The organism is Bacteroidota bacterium (genome assembly GCA_016713925.1).
Taxonomy (GTDB): Bacteria; Bacteroidota; Bacteroidia; order AKYH767-A; family OLB10; genus JAJTFW01.
On sequence record JADJOH010000002.1, the window covers coordinates 67037 to 89371 of the forward strand.

A 22335-nucleotide genomic window follows, 5' to 3' on the forward strand; every position below is an offset into this window, starting at 1 on the left:
TGAAAAAAAGGGAACATATATGAATTATCTCTTGCAAGTAAAGGTAAAACCTCCCTACATTTGCTTAAGTCTTACAATGAATTTAAGGCATTAAAACCATTAACTATATCAAAATACTATGACAAAATTAATTACTAACGGAGTTTGGAAGTATGCCCTGGGTGTATTTCTGACGGTGACCAGTTTGAGCGCAACAGTTCAGGCGCAAAGTGTCACTATCGTCCCTTCCGGACCGATTGTATGTGCAGGAACCAAGCTTGATGCTGTGGTTACCGGATTAAATGGCCCTCTTACTTATGCTTGGAATAACGGTGCAACGACTTCTTCTATCTTTATTACTCAAACCGGATTCTACAGAGTTAGTGTACGTGGATTTGTAAACGGTGTACAGGTTTTGGTTCGCAGTAATTGGGCTCCTTTCCTTGTGATTCCTAATACGAATGCAACGATTAACCCAACAGGACCAATCAACCTTTGTCCCGGTCAGACAGCTACATTATTTGGTAGTGGCGGTCAGTTCTTCAGTAATTATTCCTGGAGCACAGGCGCTAATACCAGAAACATTACTGTAAGCCAAACCGGCGATTACACATTAACTGTTGCCAATGTATTTGGTTCTTGCAGTACTTCAACATCTGCAACTGTTCATGTTGAAGTATTTGATGCAGGATACCAACCTGTTATTACTGCTTTGAGTCCTATTACAGTATGTAAACCCGGTTTTGTAAACCTGGGTGCTGATCCCGGATTCACTTATAACTGGTCTACAGGTGCTACCACGCAAAACATCAGTGTATTAATGGATGGTCTTCAATTAGGCGCAGTACTTGATACTCTTACTGTATCATTAACTGTTAGTCTTAACGGAGGTGCTTGTTCATTTACCAGCCCCGGAATCGTTTTACGTTCTATTCGCCAGCCGAAATTAAATTCTAATTTCTGTGGCAACTTCAATTTAACTCCAACGGATAGCATTAAGAGTGATTTAGTGTTAACTTACATCAATGCTCCTGAATATGAGTTCGAATTTGAAGAAACTTCAAATCCCGGTGTAACATTTACACATTTATCCTCTAGTCGCTGGTGTAACCTTGCAAACGTAACTCCTGCTATTCAGGCGAATAAATTCTACAACGTAAGAGTACGTCCGGTAATTGACGGAACACCTTATTGCTATGGAAATTATTGCCAGATCGGTGTAGTTAACACTCCATCTAATGACAATGCCGGTGTTGCTACACGTATGGCGGGTTCATTGGTTTCAAGTGTATTCCCTAACCCTTCTGCAAGTTCATTCCGCATGGTGTTGCAAGGATTCAATTCCGATCAAAACGTTGATGTACGTATCACTGATATGGCAGGACGTACGATTGAGAACTTGATTTATGACACTCAAGCCGGATCAATGGAATTTGGTGAAAACCTGACTGATGGTATTTATTTAGTAAGTGCTCAGCAAGGTGACCATACCACTGTTACTCGTATCGTTAAAACTCATTAATTAGTACAAACCCTTAATTAACTGCTTGCACAAGAAGGCTCCGGAAACGGGGCCTTACTTGTTTATGTATTACCTGAAATCAGGTTGTTTCGCATCTAGGCCATTAACTATTTCATTCCGATAATAATTTCGTTCCGTCGTTCGGTATGTCGTTCGGGGTCGTTCGAATTTCTTCCGTAAATTTTCATCCGATAATAATTTCGTTCCGTACCGGAAAATTGCATTCGGATAAAATGTCTTGGATAATAATTTGCTATCTGATAATAATTTCGCTCCTACGGAGCTGTTGGGGTTTTGGATTTGCTATCTGCTATAATAATTTCGCTCCTACGGAGCTACCGATGTTTTGCAACTACGTTGCTATAATCATGTCGCTTCTATGGAGCCGGATGGGTTGACTCCAGATCTAAAGATTTAACACCACTGGATCTCTACTTGAAACAAATTAAATCTTGAATAAGATTATTTTTAGATATTTGATTGTGCCAAGGTCAAATAAAAGAATTACTGTAGTTGCTGCTATCATTTTCAATGAAAACGGTCAATTTTTAATCGCCAGAAAGAAAAAGGGTAAATCATTAGCGGGTTACTGGGAATTTCCCGGTGGAAAGGTGGAAGAAAATGAAGACACTGCAACCGCTCTTAGGCGTGAAATATTTGAGGAATTCGAGGTCGAAATTGAACAGCTGAGTCTATATTATGTATATGACTACAGCTATCCGGAAACTGATATTCATTTTCTCATTTATACAGCAGTATATCTGAATCTTCAGCCTATGATTCCCGTTGATCACGACTTGATATCCTGGATAAGGCCTGAGGAAATTGCCCAATATACATTCGCACCGGGAGATATTCCGGTAACGCTATTTATTCTGGAAAACGGCTTTTAATTGAACTTAAAAAAAGCAGTAGCTCTATTCTATTACCAGCTTCTTTATTGTTCTTCCCGCATCCGTAAGTACACTTAGTGTGTACATTCCTGAACTAAATGATTTTGCCTCTATATCAGCTTTTAAACCAGTATGGAGTTGCTGGTACACTAAACGTCCGGAGATATCATGAATTGAAAGCTGGAATTCTGTAGTATTGATTCCTGATAATTGCACTGTGAAATTTTGATCACCACCCGCAGGATTTGGATAGACACTTAAAGCCACGTTTCCTGACTGCTCCTGAACGGATGCTGTAATCTGAGAAACATCCAATACAAATAAGCCATTCTGCATATCAGATACGAGTACATTACCACTCGGCAAATAAGGATATGCGCCCCAGGCCCCTTCGTAAGCCAGACCCGGATACGGACCACCCATAGCGGTCTGATAATGGGTATCGAAATAGCCCACTCTTACCGGTAACAAGGGATTGCTTACATCATAGACCTGTAAACCATCCTGGTAATAGGCGATATAACAGGTAGTACCTACCATAAATGGATTATGCGGTGTAGGTCCGGGATTGCTGCTGAATGTTGATTTCATGGTGAGATTAGAGAAATCGGTCACATCCAATACTTTCACGGCAAGACCATTGGGAACTTCATCCATAAAGACCAGTGTACTGCCATCTTCCGTTAAAGCACTGCTGTGGTTATACCCTTGCTGAGGATAACTGGTCAGGGAACCTTCCAGACTGAAGTTATTGGACCCTGTATTGTACTTGAAAATAAATAAACCATCATAAGCACAAGAGGCATAAACGGTATCATTTCTAACAAACATATCGTGCACCTGATTATTATTTAACAAGGATCCATAATCTGTATTTAATGATCTCAAAAAAGTAGGTAATTCCGGATTTGCCAGACTAAATACTGCCATTGCAGAGGTATTCGCAAATTGTCCGCCTTTGACTATACCGACATATAATTTATTCCCGTCAACGAACAAGGTATGCCCTCTTTCGAAAATGGAAGTTCCATCATACACCACCGAAACAGAATCGGGCAGATATTGAAGATCTACAATTTGAAAACTATTGGGTGAAGCATCATCACTGATCAGATAGGCATAGTGATCATAGGTTTTGATTTCACGCCAGATGCAGGAATCTCTCTTCCCTGCCACAAAATCTGAAGTTACAGGCGCAGTCGGATTCGTAACATTCACGAAATAGACACCATTATTTGCACCGATGATGGCATATTCATTTCCGGTACCGTCATCCCAGCCCCAGATACCGTTGTACCGAATCCCATAGGGGGGAACGTTGGCAGGAACCAATGAATCGTCCCAATTGGAAAGAATAGAAATATTTTGAGCATCGTAAACGACTTGCGCATTGGCCTGAAGGAAGGAAACTGAAAAAATAAAAGCCATTAATTTTTGTACTGATTTTTTCATCGGATTTTTTAATTTGATGCTAAGATAAAACTTAAATCTGAGCCCTTTGTCGTTTTACTGTAGTTTTTATTTCCACGGACAATACACTACAAAAGAACCGATTGCAACGAGAACCGTCCTGCAATTCAGCATTGGAAACTGCTTCCTGTTATTAGAGATTATACATCATGAAGCCATTCAAATCAATGATTTTTCCTGAAACCCATGATATAGTTGCGCACAGTATCCGGGAGTGACGTTTGATCCGCCGGAAAAAAAGAAGGGGCAATGTCGAGAATGAGCAGGGGAAGTTCTTTCAACAAATGTTGTAGTTCCGGATTCAGCAAGCGCATATAATCTTTTCGGGTAGTGAGGAGGAAAGTCTGATCCGGGAGGGCAGAAGCAAAGGATATAAACCTGTTCTTCAACTTAATGATATCTCCCACCGAATAAGGATGATGATCGGGAAAAACACAGGTTTCAACCGCTATGGCTTTCGAAGAAACGAAGTCGATTAATCCCTGAGGATTCGCAATACCACACAACAGCATCACCTTTGATTTTTTAAGAATTTCCAGTGGCAAATGGGTCCCATCAGTACGCTGCAAGGGGTCACGGTAATGAATATACGAAAAATAGATCTGCTGGTGCTGCAAGGGTTTCAGCTCTTCCCTGATTTTTTGTCTTTCTTGCACGGTAACTTGCGGAAGACATTTGGTCACTACAATGGCATCCGCCCGTTTCGCCCCTACAGCCGGTTCACGGAGATTACCCGAGGGGAGAAGGCTATCGCTGTAGTAAGGTTTTGAAAACTCCGTCAGTAGTATAGCATACCCGGGCTTCACATACCTATGCTGGAAAGCATCATCGAGAAGAATCACATCAGGCGGTGAACCCTCTGCAAGTAAGCGACGAATTCCTTCTACCCTATCCTCGCAAACAGCTACAATGACATTATCTAGTGTATGAACATACTGTAGTGGTTCATCACCCGACTGCCGTGCAGTATCCTCTTTCGAAACAAAGCGAAAACCCCTGGTTGACCGACCATATCCACGACTGAGGATAGCCACTTTAAACTCTTTCGAGAGTGCCCCTGCGAGCAATTGCACCAGGGGCGATTTTCCGGTTCCCCCTGCAGAGAGATTCCCGATGACCACCACAGGAACAGGGAAATCCACCTGCTTCAGGAGTCCCAGCCCGAACCCCATGTTCCTCAGGTACACCGCCACACCATACACCCATGAAAGGGGCCAGAGGAGTTTTCTCATGGTTCAAAAATACGCCATAATCTCAAAACAGGTTGATTACCTTTGGAGCCAGAAAAATAAATATATGCCACTTCTCTCTGAAATCATTCAACAACTGGAACAACTTGCCCCCCCTTCGTTGCAGGAAAGCTACGATAACTCAGGGCTGATTACCGGCGATCTTTCGAAAGAAATTACAGGAGCACTGATTTGTCTGGATGCTACAGAAGAAATCATTGAAGAAGCGATTCGGAAAAACTGCAACCTTGTTATTGCCCATCATCCGATCATTTTTAAAGGACTCAAAAAAATCACAGGTGATAATTATATCGAACGGGTCATCATCAAAGCCATTCGGGAAGGTATCGCCATCTATGCCATCCACACTAACCTTGATAATGTCCGCAAGGGGGTGAATGAAAAAATATGCAGGCAATTAGGACTTGAAAAAAAGAAGATCCTGGCTCCTGCAAAAGGGCTTTTAAAAAAGCTCGTCACCTTTTCACCACTCACCCATGCAGAAGAGGTACGTAACGCCCTCTTTGAAGCCGGCGCAGGGCATATTGGACATTACAGTGAATGCAGTTTCAGCAGCACGGGAACCGGCAGTTTTAAAGGAGATGCGGCAAGTCAGCCTTTTGTTGGAGAAAAAGGAGAACGCCATTCAGAAAAAGAAGAACGCATTGAAGTCATTTTTCCGGAATGGAAAGAAAAAAGTATCCTTCAGTCGCTGCGAAGTGCCCATCCCTATGAAGAAATCGCCTTCGACATTTACCGGCTCGACAACGCCTTTTCAGAGACGGGCTCGGGGATGATGGGAGAATTGGCGCAGGAAATGCCGATTGAAGCCTTCCTTGATTTTGTGAAAGAAAAAATGAAAACAAAGGTCATCCGGCATACCGTACTTCATCAAAAGTCGGTCAAAAGGATCGCCGTTTGTGGCGGATCAGGCAGTTTTTTACTGGAGATGGCCATCCGGCAACAGGCCGATGTTTTCATCAGTGGAGATTTTAAATACCATCAATTCTTCGATGCGGACCGAAAAATAATCATAGCGGATATCGGACACTTTGAAAGTGAACAGTTTACGATCGACCTCATCCGTGATTATCTACGGGAAAAATTTACTACATTTGCGGTCCCTTTAACGGAAACTAACACCAATCCCATTTATTATCGCTAAGCATGGCCGCTAAAAAATCATCCACCAAAGTCGAAACGGAAGTTGCAGAAATTCCAAAAAAGCAGACGCCGATTGTACGTCATATCGACAAGGGAGACAACACCATTGAAGATAAGCTCAGAGCCCTCTATCAATTACAGCTCATTGACAGTCAAATTGACCGTATCCGAATCACCCGTGGTGAATTGCCGATGGAGGTAAGTGATCTGGAAGATGAAGTTGCGGGTTTACAGACCAGGATCAATAAATACTCTGAAGAAGTCAAGGATCTCGAAGATCAGATCAAGAACCGTAAAAACACGGTGAAGGATGCACAGGCCTTGATTAAAAAATACCAGACTCAGCAAGGCAGCGTAAAAAACAACCGTGAATTTGATTCCATCAATAAAGAGATAGAATACCAGCAGCTGGAAATTCAATTGTGCGAAAAACGCATGAAGGAACATGCGGCTGACCTTGCGGCGAAAAAACTTATTCTTGAAGCGTCTGAGAAAGCCGTTGAAGAACGCACTCAGGACTTAGACAATAAGAAAAACGAATTGGCCTCCATCATTGCTGAAACTGAAAAAGAAGAAGCAGAATTAACTACTGAATCGAATAAAGCCTCTGACATCATTGAAGAGCGTCTGTTGATTGCCTACAAGCGCATTCGTGACAATGCCCGCAATGGCTTAGCTGTTGTGAGTATTACCAGAGATGCTTGTGGCGGCTGTTTTAACAAGATTCCACCACAGCGCCAGTTGGATATTCGTCAACGCAAAAAAGTAATCGTTTGCGAACATTGCGGACGTATTCTGGTGGATGCGAGTATTCTGGAAAGAGATTAATGCTACACCATAGAAAGTATAGAGCCGGGATATATGTTCCGGCTTTTTTTATTGTAATGGAAATCATAATAGACTAAAGACTGTGGCGTTGGAACAAAAGAATTTAATGCTAATAAGTAGTATCAGTACACCATTCTTAAACATCTAACATTTCTCCGTGAAACTCCGTGTAAACTTTGTGAACTCTGTGGTTAAAAAGAAATCTATATCTTAAAAAACGATTGAGATTTTAGTATGATTATAGCATTTTGTCAAACCAAAAAGTTCTTTTCCTTCGACGGTTTAATTTTCCGTTTTCAGGTACCGCTCACTCTTTTTCCCTTCAAATATATCAAAGCCCAGGAGCCGACATTCCAGGGGTCCGTTAAATAGCTTTATCCGCCGATTAGGATGCAGACCAATCGCTTTAGCACCTTCGGGACTTCCTGTAAAAATCCATGCTTTAAAGCCGGTATAATGATGTTTCAGCCGCGTTCCTATTTCACTGTACAACTTCTCCAAATCGTCTACATTTAATTTCTCACCGTAAGGAGGATTAATGATGACCACTCCCCTTTTCAGCCCATGTTCAAAATCAAGAAAATCACCGAGGTGCAGTGTAATCATATCTTCCACACCGGCCGCTTCAATATTGGCTTTTGCTTTTTCGAGCACCCATTTATTCAACTCATTGCCTAGAATCTTCACTTCTGTATCTGTGATGCGTTCCATTTGCTTTTCACGGATCAGTTTATAAAGTTCAGCATCGAAACCGGGCCATCTTTCAAAAGCAAAGGACTCCCGGAAGGTTCCCGGAGGAATTTTAGCAGCAATCAGCGCGGCTTCAATCAGAATTGTTCCGGAACCACACATAAAATCCACGAGGGGAATATGAGGTTCCCATTCACTCAGGAGAATAATTCCGGCGGCAAGGACTTCGCTCAGCGGGGCTTTATCCACTTCCTTTCGATAGCCCCTCAGATGCAGTGATGCACCGGAAGAATTAATCAATACCTGACACTTCTCTTTATTGATGAATAAAATCACTTCGAGATGTGGATTTTCCTTATCGACATTGGGCCGCCTATCGTGTGCTTTCCGGAATTGATCCACGATGGCATCCTTCGCTTTGAGTGCAGGGAAGAGATTATTCTCAAACAAACCGGAGTTCAGGATACACCGTACGGCCAGTGTTTGATCCACCTCCATGTACTTTGACCAATCGGTCGCTATGACACCGTTATAGATATCATCACCATTCGTCACCTCGAAATCGGAAATCCGAATCATAACGCGAAGGGCTGTCCGAAGAGAAAAGTTCGCTTTATACACAAAACCCATATCACCCACACAGGAAACCGCGCGTGTGTGTATCTCTACATCTTTACCGCCAAGCGCACGCACTTCTTCAGCCAGCACATCTTCGAGGCCGGCATAGGTTGAAATAACTAATTGCAGATCAGACAAGGGATTAAATTTATTGCTCCAAAGTTAATCAAAAACAGTCAACCGTCCCTATGCTATGAAAATGCGAGAAACAGATCCTCCTCCGTCCTTGCACTTCACCCTAGCTACGCTTTACTCCTTGATAAAATATGTTCCGGTTTGACCATCAGGAGTTGTCACCGAAAGAACATATCCACCTTCCTTCAATGCTGAAATATCAATACTATTAACTGTGATTAAACCTGATTGAACCAGCCGTCCGTTAAAATCAAAAATATTGAATTGAAGTGGCAAGGCTGTTTTCTCATTTATATATAAAACATCGGAGGCCGGGTTCGGATAAACCATCGTGTTATTTGATTCGGATATTAAATCCGGCAATGCTGTTGACAGGCTTCCCGGAGTATTAAAATAAAACGATCCGAAATACCAAAGCGACCAGGTACCATTGTACTGTTCACGAAAGGAATATTCATAAAAAGTGGAAGGACTTAATCCTGTAATGCGCTTTAATCCGTTAGCATTGATGGTATAGCTCCAGTTGGTAGAGCCATAAGGTCTATAACGGAATTGCATTTGAGAAATCAAAGGTGATTTAAGCCAATAGATCCTAACTGTTGTGCTGTCCTCTGCTCGTTCTGCCAACATGGTGCTTAAATGAGGATGATTCACAAAACCGGTATTGTAATGAATGGTATCAGACCAGTCAGACCATGTACCTGAACAATCGGCTCGCAACTGAAATAAATAATCAGTGATAGTATCCAAATTATTCACAGCAAAATAACTTCTTAATGTGGAGTCCAGCGTCCAGGAAACAGCAGATGACTTTTTATAGCGAATCTGATAACGCGTGCTTTGATCCAGCCTATTCCAGACCAGATGTGTGGTGGTAGGTGATATCGGCACATTCACAATGACCGATGGGGTATGACAGGCTTGCATTAGATTGGTATCATACACAAATAAAGGGATACTTGCTTCATATGGATTCCGGGCTTGCCGGAAAATCAACTTCGAATCGATGGTACCAAGTATGGTATTAAATCCCTGACCGGAAGTTGGGTACCAGTTGTTGAGTAAATGTGTTTCCTGAATTCTTCTATCACCATTCACAGCACCGGTACCATCAGCCTGCCACATCTCCGGTCCATAAATAGAATCTTTTCCGGCATAAAATAATTTTGAACCTGAAAACAAATACTTCCCATCGCTTAAATAGAAATAATAAAAGAAAGGATATGCCGAAAGATAGGAAGAATCCTGTGCCACATCATATTTATAATAAGAAGGCGAATAAAAACTCGCGAACATCACATTTCCATCCACAATCGGAAAAGTATTAGAAGTTAAAATTCCATTGGTAACATTAGAAAGTCTCACTGTTCCCGTTGGTGTGCCATCACTTCTCCATAACTGATAACCCATGGAATCATTTTTTGCTGCAAAGTAGAGTGTATCACCGAGATGTGTCATTGTTACCGTACTAAAAACATCCAAAACTCCATTTGCAGGGCCGGGATTAATATCTGCTACCTGTACCGTACCGGAATTAGACCCGTCTGTTTTCCATAACTCCCAACCCGAACTGGTATTTGCCATAAAATAGAGTGCATTTGTGGTCGCATGAAAATTACAGGGAAGTGAGGCACCAACTGCACCATTCAGGTCTTTCAACAAATACGTACCACCGGGTGTTCCATTGCTTCGCCATAATTCCTCACCTGTATTATTATTTCCTGCAGAGAAATACAATTTACCATTGAAGCCGGTAAGACCTCTCACGATCTGAAAACTTGCAATTGAAAAAGTTCCCTGACTTGTTCCATCAGAGCGGTAAAGTGAAGAGCCGGTATTTCCTGTAAAAAAAAGGAGCGAATCCACAGAAGCAAACTCGCCGGGAGCAGAACCAGCGGTACCATTTACAAGATCCGCGACCATGTATGTGCCCTGCGGAGTGCCATCCGTTCGCCACAACTCCACACCGTGAAGGCTATCATTCCCTCTGAAATAAACCAGATTGTCATGAACGATGGCCGTATAATCGAAATAGTCAGCGATGCCACTACCTGTACCCGGCCAAATATCGTTCAGCATAAATGTACCCTGCGTAGTGCCGTCCGTACACCAAAGTTCTCTTCCATAACCGTCATCATAAGCACTAAATATCAGTTTGCCGTTCAATTGAAGCGAAGAGGATGGCCCTCCAAACTGATCGGTTTCAAATGAAAATATTTTTTCGCACTGAGCGATTAACAAATGAGACCATAAAATCAGGAATGACAATGCAGCTGCTTTCTTAATCATAAATTTTTATTATTTTAACCTTCGACGGTTCAGATGGAGGTTAATTTCATTAATTAGTCAAATATAAAAACTTAATTAAAAATAATTCATACAATGACATTAATTAATATTCAGTCCATAAAATCTTATTTTTGCCTGATAGTTCACCAAAATGCAACCACTCCCTCCCTACTCCATCCATGAACAGCATTGGAATCATGATAAAAACACTGTCTTTTTAAATCACGGCTCCTTCGGCTCCTGTCCTGCAGCGATTCTTGAAAAACAATTTCAGTTAAAAATTCAAATTGAAAAAGATCCGGTGCTGGCGATGACGGAAAATTTCGAGCCGGTCTATCATGAAAACAAGGAAGCCCTCGCCAAATTTACCGGATGTGATGCGAATGATCTGGTTTTGATTAAAAATACGACGATGGGTGTCAACACCATTCTTCATTCGATCCATTTTAAAGAGGGAGATGAAATACTGACCCATAGTCATGCTTACGGCGCCTGTGTAAATGTTTTGAAATACTATGCTGAACTTAACAAATGCAAATTAATCATTGCAGATATCCCCTTCCCGGTTGCGCATGAAGATGAACTCACCACACCTCTCTTAAACGCGGTCACTTCAAAAACAAAACTGGTATTACTGGACCATATCACCTCTGCGACAGGCATTATATTTCCCGTAGAAAAATTAACTCAACAACTGGAATCGCGGGGCATTGAAGTATTAATTGACGGTGCTCATGCTCCCGGAATGATGGATTTGAATATTTCCTCTATCGGCGCCAGTTATTATACCGGAAATTGCCATAAATGGATTTGTAGTCCGAGAGGATCGGCCTTACTGCATGTCAGAAAAGACAAACAACATAAAATACGACCACTTCAAATTTCTCATTATCATGATTTGTATGCGGGTACTGATAAACACTGGAGTGCACAGTTCATCTGGCCGGGAACAGATGACTATAGTGCTTACTTCCTGATCAAGGACAGCATCCATTACATGCAATCTATTCTTGGCAGTTGGGAAGCACTTCGAAAAAACAACAGAAACCTTTGTCTGGAAGCAAGAAAAATCATTTGTGAAGAACTCCGGATTGAAATTCCAACTCCTGATTCCCTCATTGGACATCTGGCCAGTATTCCTGTTCGTAATCATCCGGACGCACCCTCCAAATTTTTCAATATGGTTGTGCCCTTAAAAAAGCAATTGCTGGAGGAATACAAGATCCAGGTGCCTGTATTTTACTTTCATAACAAAGATCCTAAATTGCTTTTAAGAATTTCTACGCAAGTGTATAATTCCGGAGAACAGTATGAATATCTGGCAGCGTGCATGAAGAAGTTACTTTAGTTAGTAAATTAATATTTTCGCTTACCATTTAATTTGGTGTGAAATAAATTATATCTGGAAACTGCTTCGTCGAAAGTTGCAAAATTTAAGTGAGTAGAAATAATCGTCTTCTAAGGATTTTTCCTCTGTAACCACTAAGTCACTAAGTTCACTTAGATCACTTAGTGTAAGAAAGAATCCTTAGTGTTTCTTGTGCTCTTAGTGTCTTAGTGGTAAAAATAAAGATGAATATATTGTGAAAGAAAATTACAATATGAAAACATTTGTTTTGGAGGACTTAGTTTAGAACTAGTTTTTGGATAGTAACATTTCCGGTTTCATGGATGAAGTGTAAAAAGTAAATTCCTCTGTTCATGAAGCCGGTGGAGATTTCAGTATTGGTTTGGAGGTTTTGCCAGGTATTTATTTCGCGGCCAGTGAGGTCGGTGATTTTTAGTTGATGGTTGCCGGGACTTGTGAAATTTATTTTAAAATAATCAGTTGCGGGATTGGGGAAAATGGTAATGAGGGGTTGGTTCCTGATGACTGGAAGAGATGCAGTATTGCACATTGCTTCATTTAACTTGATCCAGATGGTATCATTGAAAGTGATGGGCACCTCCCCTACTCCCGGTGCATTGCCCAATCTCACATAGACAAGATTTAGGGAAGGCACTACATTTAATATTTGTCCGTCCTTGCCGAGAGCTGCATACATATCAGCAGGTGCATGGGTATTTAGCGGACCGTTAAACACAAACTGCAATCCCGGGGCCATGAAGGAGGATTTCCCATTTAACCACCAGAGATAACCATATGCATCATTAAGGTTTTGCGAAGTGTTAATCATCTGATTAAAATAAGAAGTATCTGTCATGATCTGATTGCCATTCCAGTTTCCATGGTTTAACATCAGCAATCCGAATCGCGCCATACTTCTCGGTTTGCTGAAAAAAACATTGTTGTATCCTGAAGGGAAAAAAGCGCCGGTCATCCCTGTAGGAATTTTGACTTTTTGGTTGAAGTAATTGTTGAGACTTATCCCTGTCGCCGACTCGATCACACTATCCAGTAAGGTATAGGGTCCGTTATGATAGGCCCAGCGTGTGCCGGCATCCGCTAAATACTGCAAGCAGGTATCCAACGTACAATAATGATCAGGAACACCATCGTCAAGTCCGGAGGTCATGGTGAGTTGATTTCGAATGGTAATCTTTTCTTCTTTTAACGGAGGGCAATCTGTCCAGCCGGTGCCGAGGTAGGTGGAGGTCGTATCGGTGATGGAAAGTAATCCTTCCTGCTGCGCGATGCCTACTGTAAATGCGGTGAGGGTTTTTCCGGCGGAGGCCCAATACCAGAGACTATCCGCGGTAAATGTTCCGAAATATTTTTCGATCACAATTTTTCCATCTTTCAACAGAATAAATGCTTTGGTATTTTTATTTTCCAGATAATCGGTCAGCGAATCAATTTTATCCGGACACCATCCCAGGGAAACAGGAGAAATTGTATCCCAGGCATTGCCTGTTAATGGAGGAAAATAAAGATTTTGGGCTTGACTATTCAGGAAAATAACTAAGAATAATCCGGTTATAAGTGCTTTCATAATTTAATAGGGATGAATTTGGATGCCCGATGCATTCCAAAGTTTAATACGGTATTAAAAATAAATATTATTCATAAACAAGTAGCTTCGAAAACGAAGATTTTCTACCCGATAAAATGCCGATGGTATAGAGCCCGGGCTCCCATGAACTCACATCGATCTCTGATTTTTCATTCTTCATGTCAGAGCGAAATATGCAACGACCTTGCAGGTCATACACTGAGATCGTTAGATCTCCCACTCCTTCAACAGTTACTTTATCGCGGGAAGGATTCGGATAAATAGATAACGGAAACACATCGGAAGAAGAGGGTTCTACAAATAATGTATTACAGGCCGAATCTATTTCCTGCTGCGAAAGATATCCTGAACGGTGCGCATCCTGACGAAACATCAACCATTCCGGACATTGTCCTATCCCTGCGGAAAACATGAATGCCTTTCCGGTGTTTAAGGAGTCGGGTGTATACTTCCCATAGCCGGCAACGACAAAAACATCCATCGTTCCACTCTTATCAAAATCAGCCACCAGCGGACCATGATCCACGGCGAAATAAGGTAATCCTGTACCGAGATATTGCCCCACGTTTGTTTGCCATAACAATCCCGAATAAGGTTCCACCGCGATCACATCTCCCATGAAATAACCTGCAACGAGATCGAGTGTATCGTTCGCGTTAATATCTGCTATGGCACATCCTCTGAAGGAAGAAAAGGTAGTCGCATAAGACCACTCTATCTGACCTGTCAATCCATCCAGCACCCAAATGCGTTCATCCAATGTCACCCAATCGTTATTAGTAACCACTACTTCCAGATCGCCATTCCCATCCAGATCAGCAATAGAAACCGGACTCATCACGCTCATGAGAATGGTATCTGTCCATAAAACAGAACCATCTTCTACATTCAACGCACGCACCAAACCATTATTGGCTCCGATAACATATTCCAAAAGACCGTCACCATCTACATCAGCAACGGCACCTCCATGATAGGCATTGTAAGTGGATGTGGCAGGGGCGAAGTTTGTCCAGATGGTATCTTCCGTCATAAAATCATAGGCCCAGATAAAAAAGTCCGTTGATGTTAAAATGATTGGCGAGAATAATGTCGAGCTGATTGTCATTGTTCACATCGACGAGGGTAGGCTCTGTTTGTACTGCATTTCCAAAAGGATCTATTTGAATGTTTTTAAAAGTTGTTCCATCTTCTCCGTTCACAATACGTAACTGCCCGTTAAAATTACAGAAGAGTATCTCAGGTAATCCATCGTTGTCCAGGTCGGCAGCAGTAGGTGGCGAATCACCTCCACCCGAAGGAACCGACCATTTCAATACTCCGGTGATTCCGTTGATGCAAAACAAGGTGGGGTTGCAGGAACCGTTCACAATAACATCAAGCGTATCGTCATTGTCCACATCATAAATCAACAGCGCCACATCACCACAGCCACCGATATTGTACGTCCATACCACCGAACCATCTTCCGCATTGAGGCAATGTGCACGTCCATCGTTGGTATATGTGGTGAAAACGATTTCATAAAATCCATCTTTGTCGATGTCGGCGGATGCTGCTGAACCAAATGCGGGTGCACCTGTATAATATTGCCAATCGAGTACAGGGAATTGCGCCTGTACTATTAGCGGTGAAACCAACATCATTAAAAGAAGAAATCTTCTGAAACAGATATATAGGAATGAGTTTCTCATCTTGTAGCAATTTAACTCCTTCAAATGTAAGAAGAATAGAGACACCTTTAAGATGTCTCTATTCATGATCATCGTCATCCGGTTAATTCAATCTTACCCCAAAGGTCACCTGCACATCGGTTTCATAGATTGTATTCGCTTGTTTCAAGGCAGCTGAATCGAAATGCCGCAACTCTACAGTATAGGAACCGGTAGCCGAAGCGCCGGCAACAAGGTAACTTTCAAGACCAACGGGTTGTCCGTTTACATCTATGTCTGAAATAGTTGTTGTAAGAAACCCGGAAGCAGGCAAGGATGAAAAAACAAATAAATGCACATCGGATTCAGCAGCTACTTCGTCAGAAATATATACCACAGGAATCTTTGACTCGTCAAGCAGGATAACTTCTGTGCTGTAAACACGCCCAGCTTGCAGTAAAATAGAATCCTGTGTCGGCGCAACTCCGCCGGGTCCATCCGGATCACTGAAGGTGGCGGTATCCACAACGAGGCCGGTAATCGTATCTGTAAAGATCAGTTGTACGGTAGTGATGAGTTCTCCCTGATTCGTTGGCGCGGGATCATCCGTTTTATCTTTTTTACAGGAAGATGCGAGCAGGAGTATGCTGAAGGTAAAGATACCTAAGGATAATATTTTTTTTGTATTCATGATTTTTCTGTTTTAATTATTGATATCCTATTAATGTTAATTTGATTATTTAATGTTCGTGATCATGAGTAGCCGTTTTAAAACTCAGAGGTACAGTTAGCCGAAGCGTAATGTTCCTTCCGGTTTCATCTGCATAATAACGAAATCTGTTCATATACTCTCTGTAAGACGTATTGAACAAATTGGAAACAGAGAGTCCCATTCTTACTTCTTGTCCGGCATGGGTGAAGGTCGCACTTGCTTCAAATCCGGGCAATACATAGGCAGGTGGCGGAGGAATATAATCTCTTCCTTCATCGTATCTCCACTGCTCTGCTACAATAAGTGCGGATAGGCCTACAGTTAGTTCCTTCCAGCTTTTAGAATCTTTAAACCGATAACTCAGCAACTGATCGAAACGGGGAGAAGGCACCAGTTCCAGATAACGATTTCCGGTATGGTTCCATCCCAGTACGATACTATTTCGCGATCGAAGGTTGATTCCCTCTGTAATATCCCAGTCAATGCTGAGATCTACTCCTTTGAAGGAAGCATCCACATGACTATAGGCAAACGACGGGAAGGCTCCACTCACCGTCAATACCGGACTTTCATCAGGAATGAGGTAGATGTAATCCTTGATATAGAGGTAATAGATACTGGCATCAACAGCCAATTTCCGTTTTTGAATACGCACACCGCCAATGACATTATACGCCTTCTCCACACCGAGCGTACTGTCACCGGTTTCGAAGGTGGCTGTTCCGTGATGGAGTCCGTTGCTGAACCATTCATTGATAGAAGGGGGACGATAAGCTGTTCCGGCATTCAATGTCCAGCTGATGCTGCTGTCTTGTTTGAAGAGCAGACCGGTTGATAAACCGGGATTGGTAAAACGATAATCGTTCTGCACCACCGCTCCCTTAATATTCCGGTACACGGATTGTTCGCGATAATCAACTCTGGCTCCTGCCTCCACCTCCCATTTCATCTTGCGCCAGCGAATTGTCGTATAGGCGGCACTGTTATACAAGATATAATTCGGAACGAAGAATCGCTGACCACCATATTGATTATCCTGTTTCAGACCTGAGATTCCAATGACTCCGGTAAATCCATTTCTGTTTCTCGTTTCCAGATTCAAATCCACCGACTGCGTATAGAGTCGCAATTCCAGATCGGGCAAGTCGAGGGCAGCCAGTGAATCATTGAGTGCTTTATCGCGATCGTATTCGAAACGATGATTGAACTGATAACCGTATTGCAGATTCAGTTTACCGACATTGGTGATGGTCCACCAGGCTTTGGCCGACAACAACTGATGCGTTACTTCCTGTCGTGGTTTATCGATACGATAGGTAAATGTATTATCGGTTATTGTTTCACCATTTTCAATGATCCGTTGCAGATCACTCAGGTTACCGATATGCGAACCTGTAAATATTCCCAGCGTGGTATTGAATCTGCTGTAGAATACTTCAGCCCCGAATCGTTTTCTTTCAATGCCTATACTTCCACTCCAATTGTATTCTTCGAAGGCCGTATTTTGCAGATAGAGATCAGGCGTACTCACATTCCCTGCTTTCTTCACCGTTCCCTGCAGGCGCCAGCAGAGGTCGAAGAATTTACCGAGATGTTGTTCTATTAATCCGCTGGCCACACCTTGCCGACCATTGCTCATCCCCACCAGATTCACTTCTGCCTGTATGCCCGGCTCATGCGGGAGCTCGCGGGGCTCTACGAGAATCACTCCTCCAATTGCATCCGCACCATAGCGAATAGATGAAGTGCCCTTCACTACCGTCAAACGGTTCGCCACGAAAGGATCAATTTCAGGTGCGTGCTCACTTCCCCATTGCTGTCCTTCCTGCCGTATGCCTGCATTCATGATCAACACCCGTTGACTATGCATGCCGTGAATAACTGGTTTCATGATAGAAGGGCCGGTTTGAATGCCGGTGACTCCTGCAATTTTCTTTAGATAACCGGTCAGGCCTTCTCCTCTCGACTGATCCATTTCTTTCTTAGAGAGGGTATCCGATGCAATCGTACTTTTATCCGCAATACGCTCTGCTACGATTTCGGTCTGCTTCAAATTCTTCACTGACATCTTCAACCTGATCTTCCGATCTGTATCTTTAGTGATATTCAATGACAGCAGCATTGAATCATAACCTACGTAGAGGGTCTTCAGCAAATAATCTCCTCCACAGAGGCTATCGAACAGAAATTTTCCATCGGCATCGCTGATCACCACGCGGTTCTTCCCCTCGATTTCCAGTTTGGCAAATGGCAATGATTCGCCTGTCGAGGCGTCTCTGACAACACCCGATAAGCGAAATGTACAGGGTGATTGCGCCCTTCCTTCAATGAAGAGGAGGAGCAATAGTAACGGCAAGTATAGCCGCATGATGATTCGTATTAAGTGAGATACGATCAGTCGGGGATGAACCGCTGATGAGAATACGCAGTTGTAAGGGATGATCCCGAAAAACCATCACATTACAGCTGATAAAAAATCAGGAGAAAACGGGAGGTCCTCTGATGACAGACTTCGTACGATCAACGACTAAGGTCTGCAACAGAATAAAATCACTATGAGAAATAAAAACCTGCTGAGGAGTAAACGCTACATCCTCATATTTATGCAATACGGTAGGTAATGAAAGGTCGAGGACCAGACAATGCTCGTGGTGAATGCTGACGGTAGTTTCACCGTTATTCAGACAACAATCTATCGTATCCTCATGGTCACAGAATCCATGCAACAACTGCGCAGGCACAATCATCTGCAGAGAAAGCAGCAGAAAGAGAAAGGAGGCTATGTGGCGCAAGCGAGACACAAAACAAAGTTACATAATTAATTACTGAAAGCGTACTGAATAAGATTCGCTCCCATTTTCAAGGCTTTCTGACGGGCTTCGGGAGAGTCCTTATGCACTTCAGCATCTTCCCAGCCATCACCCAGATCACATTCATAATCATAGAAACAAATCATTCTTCCATTGTAAAAAAGACCAAAGCCTTTGGGAGAGGTGCCATCGTGCTCATGAATTTTCGGGAGACCACCCGGGAAATCATATTTTTGATGAAAGACCGGGTGATTGAACGGAATTTCCACAAAATCCAATTCGGGGAAAACCATTTTCATTTGAGGCCTGATAAATTTATCCATTCCATAATTATCGGAGATATGCAGGAATCCGCCACCGATGAGGTAATTCCTTAAATTTTCTGATTCTTTGGGATTAAAAACCACATTACCATGACCGGTCATATGAACGAAGGGGTAGTTGAATAAATCCGGAGAGCCCACTTCCACGATATCCTGTTCAGCGGCGATACTTGTTCCCAGGTTTTTATTACAGAAATCGATCAGATTCTTCAAAGAGGTATCCAGATTTGCATACCAATCGCCACCTCCACTGTATTTCAACACAGCGATCTTTATACTTTGACCGGCGGGGCGAAAACCGGTAAGTAACACAACTGCCAGTAGCAGGATAATTTTTTTCATTGCTTCTGCAAAGGTATAAAATGTAGGAGGAGAAAGAAAAACAATCTTCAGCAACTTAGGTTTTATAGAAAGGAAGTTCAGTAAATCGGGCTGCATCTTCGGGAAGAAGAACCAAATCCTTCACGGCAAAAAGTATCGCCTTATTCGAGGTAAACATTTCGCGGTTAAAATTCAAGATCGTCGTAAAATCATTGCTATTCAGCCTGCCTTCCTTTGCCTGAAGATAAATGGCTTCCAGAAATTGCTCATAAGTAATTAGAATGTCCTCATAAATACCCTTTAACTCATCATAAGTCACCCTGTTTTTTCTGCTTACCATTTCTTCAAGATTTACATAAACCCTTTCAATATTCTCTCTCACCTGAGAATAAATTGCAAACTTCGCATCATTGGAAGAACTGAATAAGTTGTGAATATTTGAACTGACATCCTTTGCACTTTTCGAGGCGTGCATGGAACTTCGTATGGCGGAAATAATCATTTCAAGCCTTTTTGTTTGCTCCGGGGAAAGATTATTACTCCGTAAACTTGTATAAAACAACTGCAAATCACCCTGTAGAATTTTCAGAAACTCATATTGCTCTGTATGCGACTTTTTATAAAACCCTCTCTTCTCATCAATTTCCATCCACTCCGGGTTAAATTTTCTATATACGGATTTAAGATTGAAGAGCTCCAGATTAAAAACCATAGAAAGGTGCAAAAAGTAATCCGCATCCTTTGCAAACAATTCGATCGCTGACGAGGGATCACTCAAATCTTCTTTCCTGATAAAAGTGGTCACTTCACTGAAGTCATCGCGGTACCTCTTCTCCAGAAAGCGAGAAAAAACATTTAAAAATGGAAGAAAAACGATAACAGCTAAAAGATTAATAATACTTTGAAATGCTACCAGTCCGGTGAGTGGATCAACAATTCCAAGGATGTCCTGAACCAGCAACACCAGTTGAGGCAGGAAGGCAAAGGCCATGATGGCGGTAATCACATTCACCAGAAAATTTCCGAGGGCCAGTCTCTTCTTGGAAGCCAGTCCATCCAATGTACCCAAAAACAATTTCACTGTTGTTCCCACTTCCGATCCTACCACAATGGCAGCCGCGGTACTGAAATCAATTGCACCGGTATGGAGTGCACTCAGCGCAAGCGTCATAGTAGCGAGACTCGATTGAATCAGCATCGTGATCACCAATCCGGCAAGAACAAACTTCCACGATGCCATTCCGGTTAAGGTTGCCGGATCAAAATGATTCAACTGTTCAGATACTGCCAGTTTCATGAAGGAGACACTGATAAACAACAATCCAAAACCAAACAATAAATGAGAATAATGTTTCAACTTCTCCCTCCCCGGTAACATCTGCAGTAACGCTGCAATGATAATTGCCGGATATGAAACGGCTTCCAGGTTCATCTTAAAACCTACCAGCACTACCACCCAGGTATCCAATGTAGTTCCGATATTGGCGCCCAAAATAAATGCAAGAGCACCACTCAGTGACAACACACCTGCACCCACCAATGCCAGCACCATCACCATCAGGACAGAACTGCCTTGTAACAAAGCCGCCAACAAAGCACTCCCGGCAACCGCTAAAATTTTATTCTTCGTCAGCTTTTGCAAAAACAATTTAAAAGTGCGGCCGGAGAGATTCTTCACTGACTCTTCTATCATCTTCAGGGAGAAGATAAAGAGACCGATTCCACCAAGCAACATAAATACAACTTCTAATGCTGTCATCTTTCTTTAATCAACTTTCAAAAAAGGGTACTCTATTATTGGATGAATGTACATCAAATTACTACGCAAATATAATTTCGCACCTTCACTTTATTCAAGATCAGTTTTACATAAAACCGTGATAAAGATCAGCATCTATTTCCCTCTACAATTAATAACAAGTGTTCTTATAAGATTTCAGATGTAACAATCCGGATCAGGAAATATTGAATGCAACCACTGCAACGAGAGCTGCAGTTTCGGTTCTCAGCCTGCTTTCCCCGAGTGAAATGGAGTGGAATCCCTCTTCATTGCCATTTCCACTTCTGCCATATTGAAATCCCCTTCAGGTCCGATCAAAATGGTAACGACATCTTCTTTCGCTATTGATGATAAAGGCTCCTTGGGTCCGGGATGACAATGCGCGATATAATTAATTCCTGAATTTTCCTGATGTATAAATGCATCAAAAGGACATAGTTCATCGAGCGTGGGAAACCAAAATTGACGGGATTGTTTAGCAGCGGCTACCACCAGCTTTCTGAGCCGATCTGTATTCAACACCTTGCGTTCAGAATGTTTACAGAGTAATGGAGTGATGCGACTCACACCAATTTCCGTTGCTTTTTCCACAAACCATTCCATGCGATCCATATTCTTTGTTGGAGCGATTGCCATTTGTAACCGACGCGCAGGCTGAGGCAAATGTTCTATGGTTAACGTCTGCAGCACGGCCGACTTCTTAGAGAGTTGCGCAACTTCACAAACAGCAAGCGCCCCCCTTCCATCTGTCACCTCCACCTTCTCTCCCTGTGATAAACGAAGGACATGAATCAAGTAATGCGTTTCTTCTTCCGGAAGGGAGAATTCAGCCGCATTTAGTTCAGGTGCGTAGAAGAGATGCATCTTACAAAATTAGTTTTTAAGCAATGATAAAATAAACGAACGAGAGTTTATAAAATAAAAAAGGGCCTCCAGGAGACCCTTCTTATTCATTATTTCATTTTT

17 protein-coding genes and 1 pseudogene are annotated in these 22335 nt (G+C 42.4%); 5 read left to right on the top strand and 13 right to left on the bottom strand.

The window, feature by feature from the left end:
* Positions 1-118: 118 nt before the first annotated feature.
* Both IPJ86_00365 and IPJ86_00370 read left to right on the top strand, forming a co-directional pair.
* On the top strand, positions 119-1501 hold the full coding sequence (locus tag IPJ86_00365) for a T9SS type A sorting domain-containing protein (GenBank protein MBK7885797.1): 1383 nt from the start codon (positions 119-121) through the stop codon (positions 1499-1501).
* A 452-nt stretch (positions 1502-1953) separates the two neighbouring features.
* Complete coding sequence (locus IPJ86_00370) at positions 1954-2394, top strand: NUDIX domain-containing protein (GenBank protein MBK7885798.1); 441 nt, start codon at positions 1954-1956, stop codon at positions 2392-2394.
* 24 nt (positions 2395-2418) lie between these two features.
* Here IPJ86_00370 and IPJ86_00375 read toward each other — a convergent pair whose 3' ends face one another.
* Together IPJ86_00375 and lpxK are read right to left on the bottom strand one after the other, a co-directional pair.
* A complete protein-coding gene (locus IPJ86_00375) occupies positions 2419-3846 on the bottom strand; it encodes a choice-of-anchor B family protein (GenBank protein MBK7885799.1) in 1428 nt (475 codons plus the stop codon).
* 182 nt (positions 3847-4028) lie between these two features.
* The gene (lpxK, locus tag IPJ86_00380; GenBank protein MBK7885800.1) at positions 4029-5096 is read right to left on the bottom strand and encodes a tetraacyldisaccharide 4'-kinase; all 1068 of its coding nucleotides are present in this window, start codon (positions 5094-5096) and stop codon (positions 4029-4031) included.
* 64 nt (positions 5097-5160) lie between these two features.
* On the opposite strand from lpxK, the gene IPJ86_00385 reads away from it, so the two are divergent.
* Together IPJ86_00385 and IPJ86_00390 are read left to right on the top strand one after the other, a co-directional pair.
* Positions 5161-6258, top strand: a complete 1098-nt coding sequence (locus tag IPJ86_00385; GenBank protein ID MBK7885801.1) for a Nif3-like dinuclear metal center hexameric protein — start codon at positions 5161-5163, stop codon at positions 6256-6258.
* Positions 6259-6260: 2 nt separating this feature from the next.
* Complete coding sequence (locus IPJ86_00390) at positions 6261-7085, top strand: hypothetical protein (protein ID MBK7885802.1); 825 nt, start codon at positions 6261-6263, stop codon at positions 7083-7085.
* Between the two features lie 282 nt (positions 7086-7367).
* Here IPJ86_00390 and IPJ86_00395 read toward each other — a convergent pair whose 3' ends face one another.
* Positions 7368-8531, bottom strand: a complete 1164-nt coding sequence (locus IPJ86_00395) for a class I SAM-dependent RNA methyltransferase (GenBank protein MBK7885803.1) — start codon at positions 8529-8531, stop codon at positions 7368-7370.
* Between the two features lie 111 nt (positions 8532-8642).
* Complete coding sequence (locus IPJ86_00400) at positions 8643-10817, bottom strand: T9SS type A sorting domain-containing protein (GenBank protein MBK7885804.1); 2175 nt, start codon at positions 10815-10817, stop codon at positions 8643-8645.
* A 151-nt stretch (positions 10818-10968) separates the two neighbouring features.
* Between IPJ86_00400 and IPJ86_00405 the strand changes: the two genes are divergently transcribed.
* Positions 10969-12165 carry an aminotransferase class V-fold PLP-dependent enzyme gene (locus tag IPJ86_00405; GenBank protein MBK7885805.1) on the top strand — a complete coding sequence of 399 codons (1197 nt, stop codon included), beginning with the start codon at positions 10969-10971 and terminating at the stop codon, positions 12163-12165.
* 277 nt (positions 12166-12442) lie between these two features.
* Here IPJ86_00405 and IPJ86_00410 read toward each other — a convergent pair whose 3' ends face one another.
* From IPJ86_00410 to IPJ86_00450, 9 genes and pseudogenes are all read right to left on the bottom strand, one after another.
* Entirely contained in the window at positions 12443-13750 is a 1308-nt protein-coding gene (locus IPJ86_00410; protein MBK7885806.1) for a serine hydrolase, read from the bottom strand.
* 67 nt (positions 13751-13817) lie between these two features.
* Complete coding sequence (locus IPJ86_00415; GenBank protein MBK7885807.1) at positions 13818-14879, bottom strand: T9SS type A sorting domain-containing protein; 1062 nt, start codon at positions 14877-14879, stop codon at positions 13818-13820.
* Positions 14809-15465: a PQQ-like beta-propeller repeat protein gene (locus IPJ86_00420; GenBank protein ID MBK7885808.1), complete on the bottom strand. Its 657-nt coding sequence runs from the start codon at positions 15463-15465 to the stop codon at positions 14809-14811. Before IPJ86_00420 ends, IPJ86_00415 begins: the two co-directional genes overlap by 71 nt.
* A gap of 82 nt (positions 15466-15547) precedes the next feature.
* Positions 15548-16114: a hypothetical protein gene (locus IPJ86_00425; protein MBK7885809.1), complete on the bottom strand. Its 567-nt coding sequence runs from the start codon at positions 16112-16114 to the stop codon at positions 15548-15550.
* A gap of 49 nt (positions 16115-16163) precedes the next feature.
* Positions 16164-18503, bottom strand: coding sequence for a TonB-dependent receptor (locus IPJ86_00430; protein MBK7885810.1), 2340 nt, complete (start codon positions 18501-18503; stop codon positions 16164-16166).
* A gap of 109 nt (positions 18504-18612) precedes the next feature.
* Entirely contained in the window at positions 18613-18936 is a 324-nt protein-coding gene (locus IPJ86_00435; GenBank protein MBK7885811.1) for a hypothetical protein, read from the bottom strand.
* Positions 18937-18953: 17 nt separating this feature from the next.
* Positions 18954-19610, bottom strand: a complete 657-nt coding sequence (locus IPJ86_00440) for a DUF4159 domain-containing protein (protein MBK7885812.1) — start codon at positions 19608-19610, stop codon at positions 18954-18956.
* A gap of 55 nt (positions 19611-19665) precedes the next feature.
* Positions 19666-21348: a Na/Pi cotransporter family protein gene (locus IPJ86_00445; protein ID MBK7885813.1), complete on the bottom strand. Its 1683-nt coding sequence runs from the start codon at positions 21346-21348 to the stop codon at positions 19666-19668.
* 196 nt (positions 21349-21544) lie between these two features.
* Positions 21545-22233, bottom strand: a pseudogene (locus IPJ86_00450) (16S rRNA (uracil(1498)-N(3))-methyltransferase).
* Positions 22234-22335: the final 102 nt, after the last annotated feature.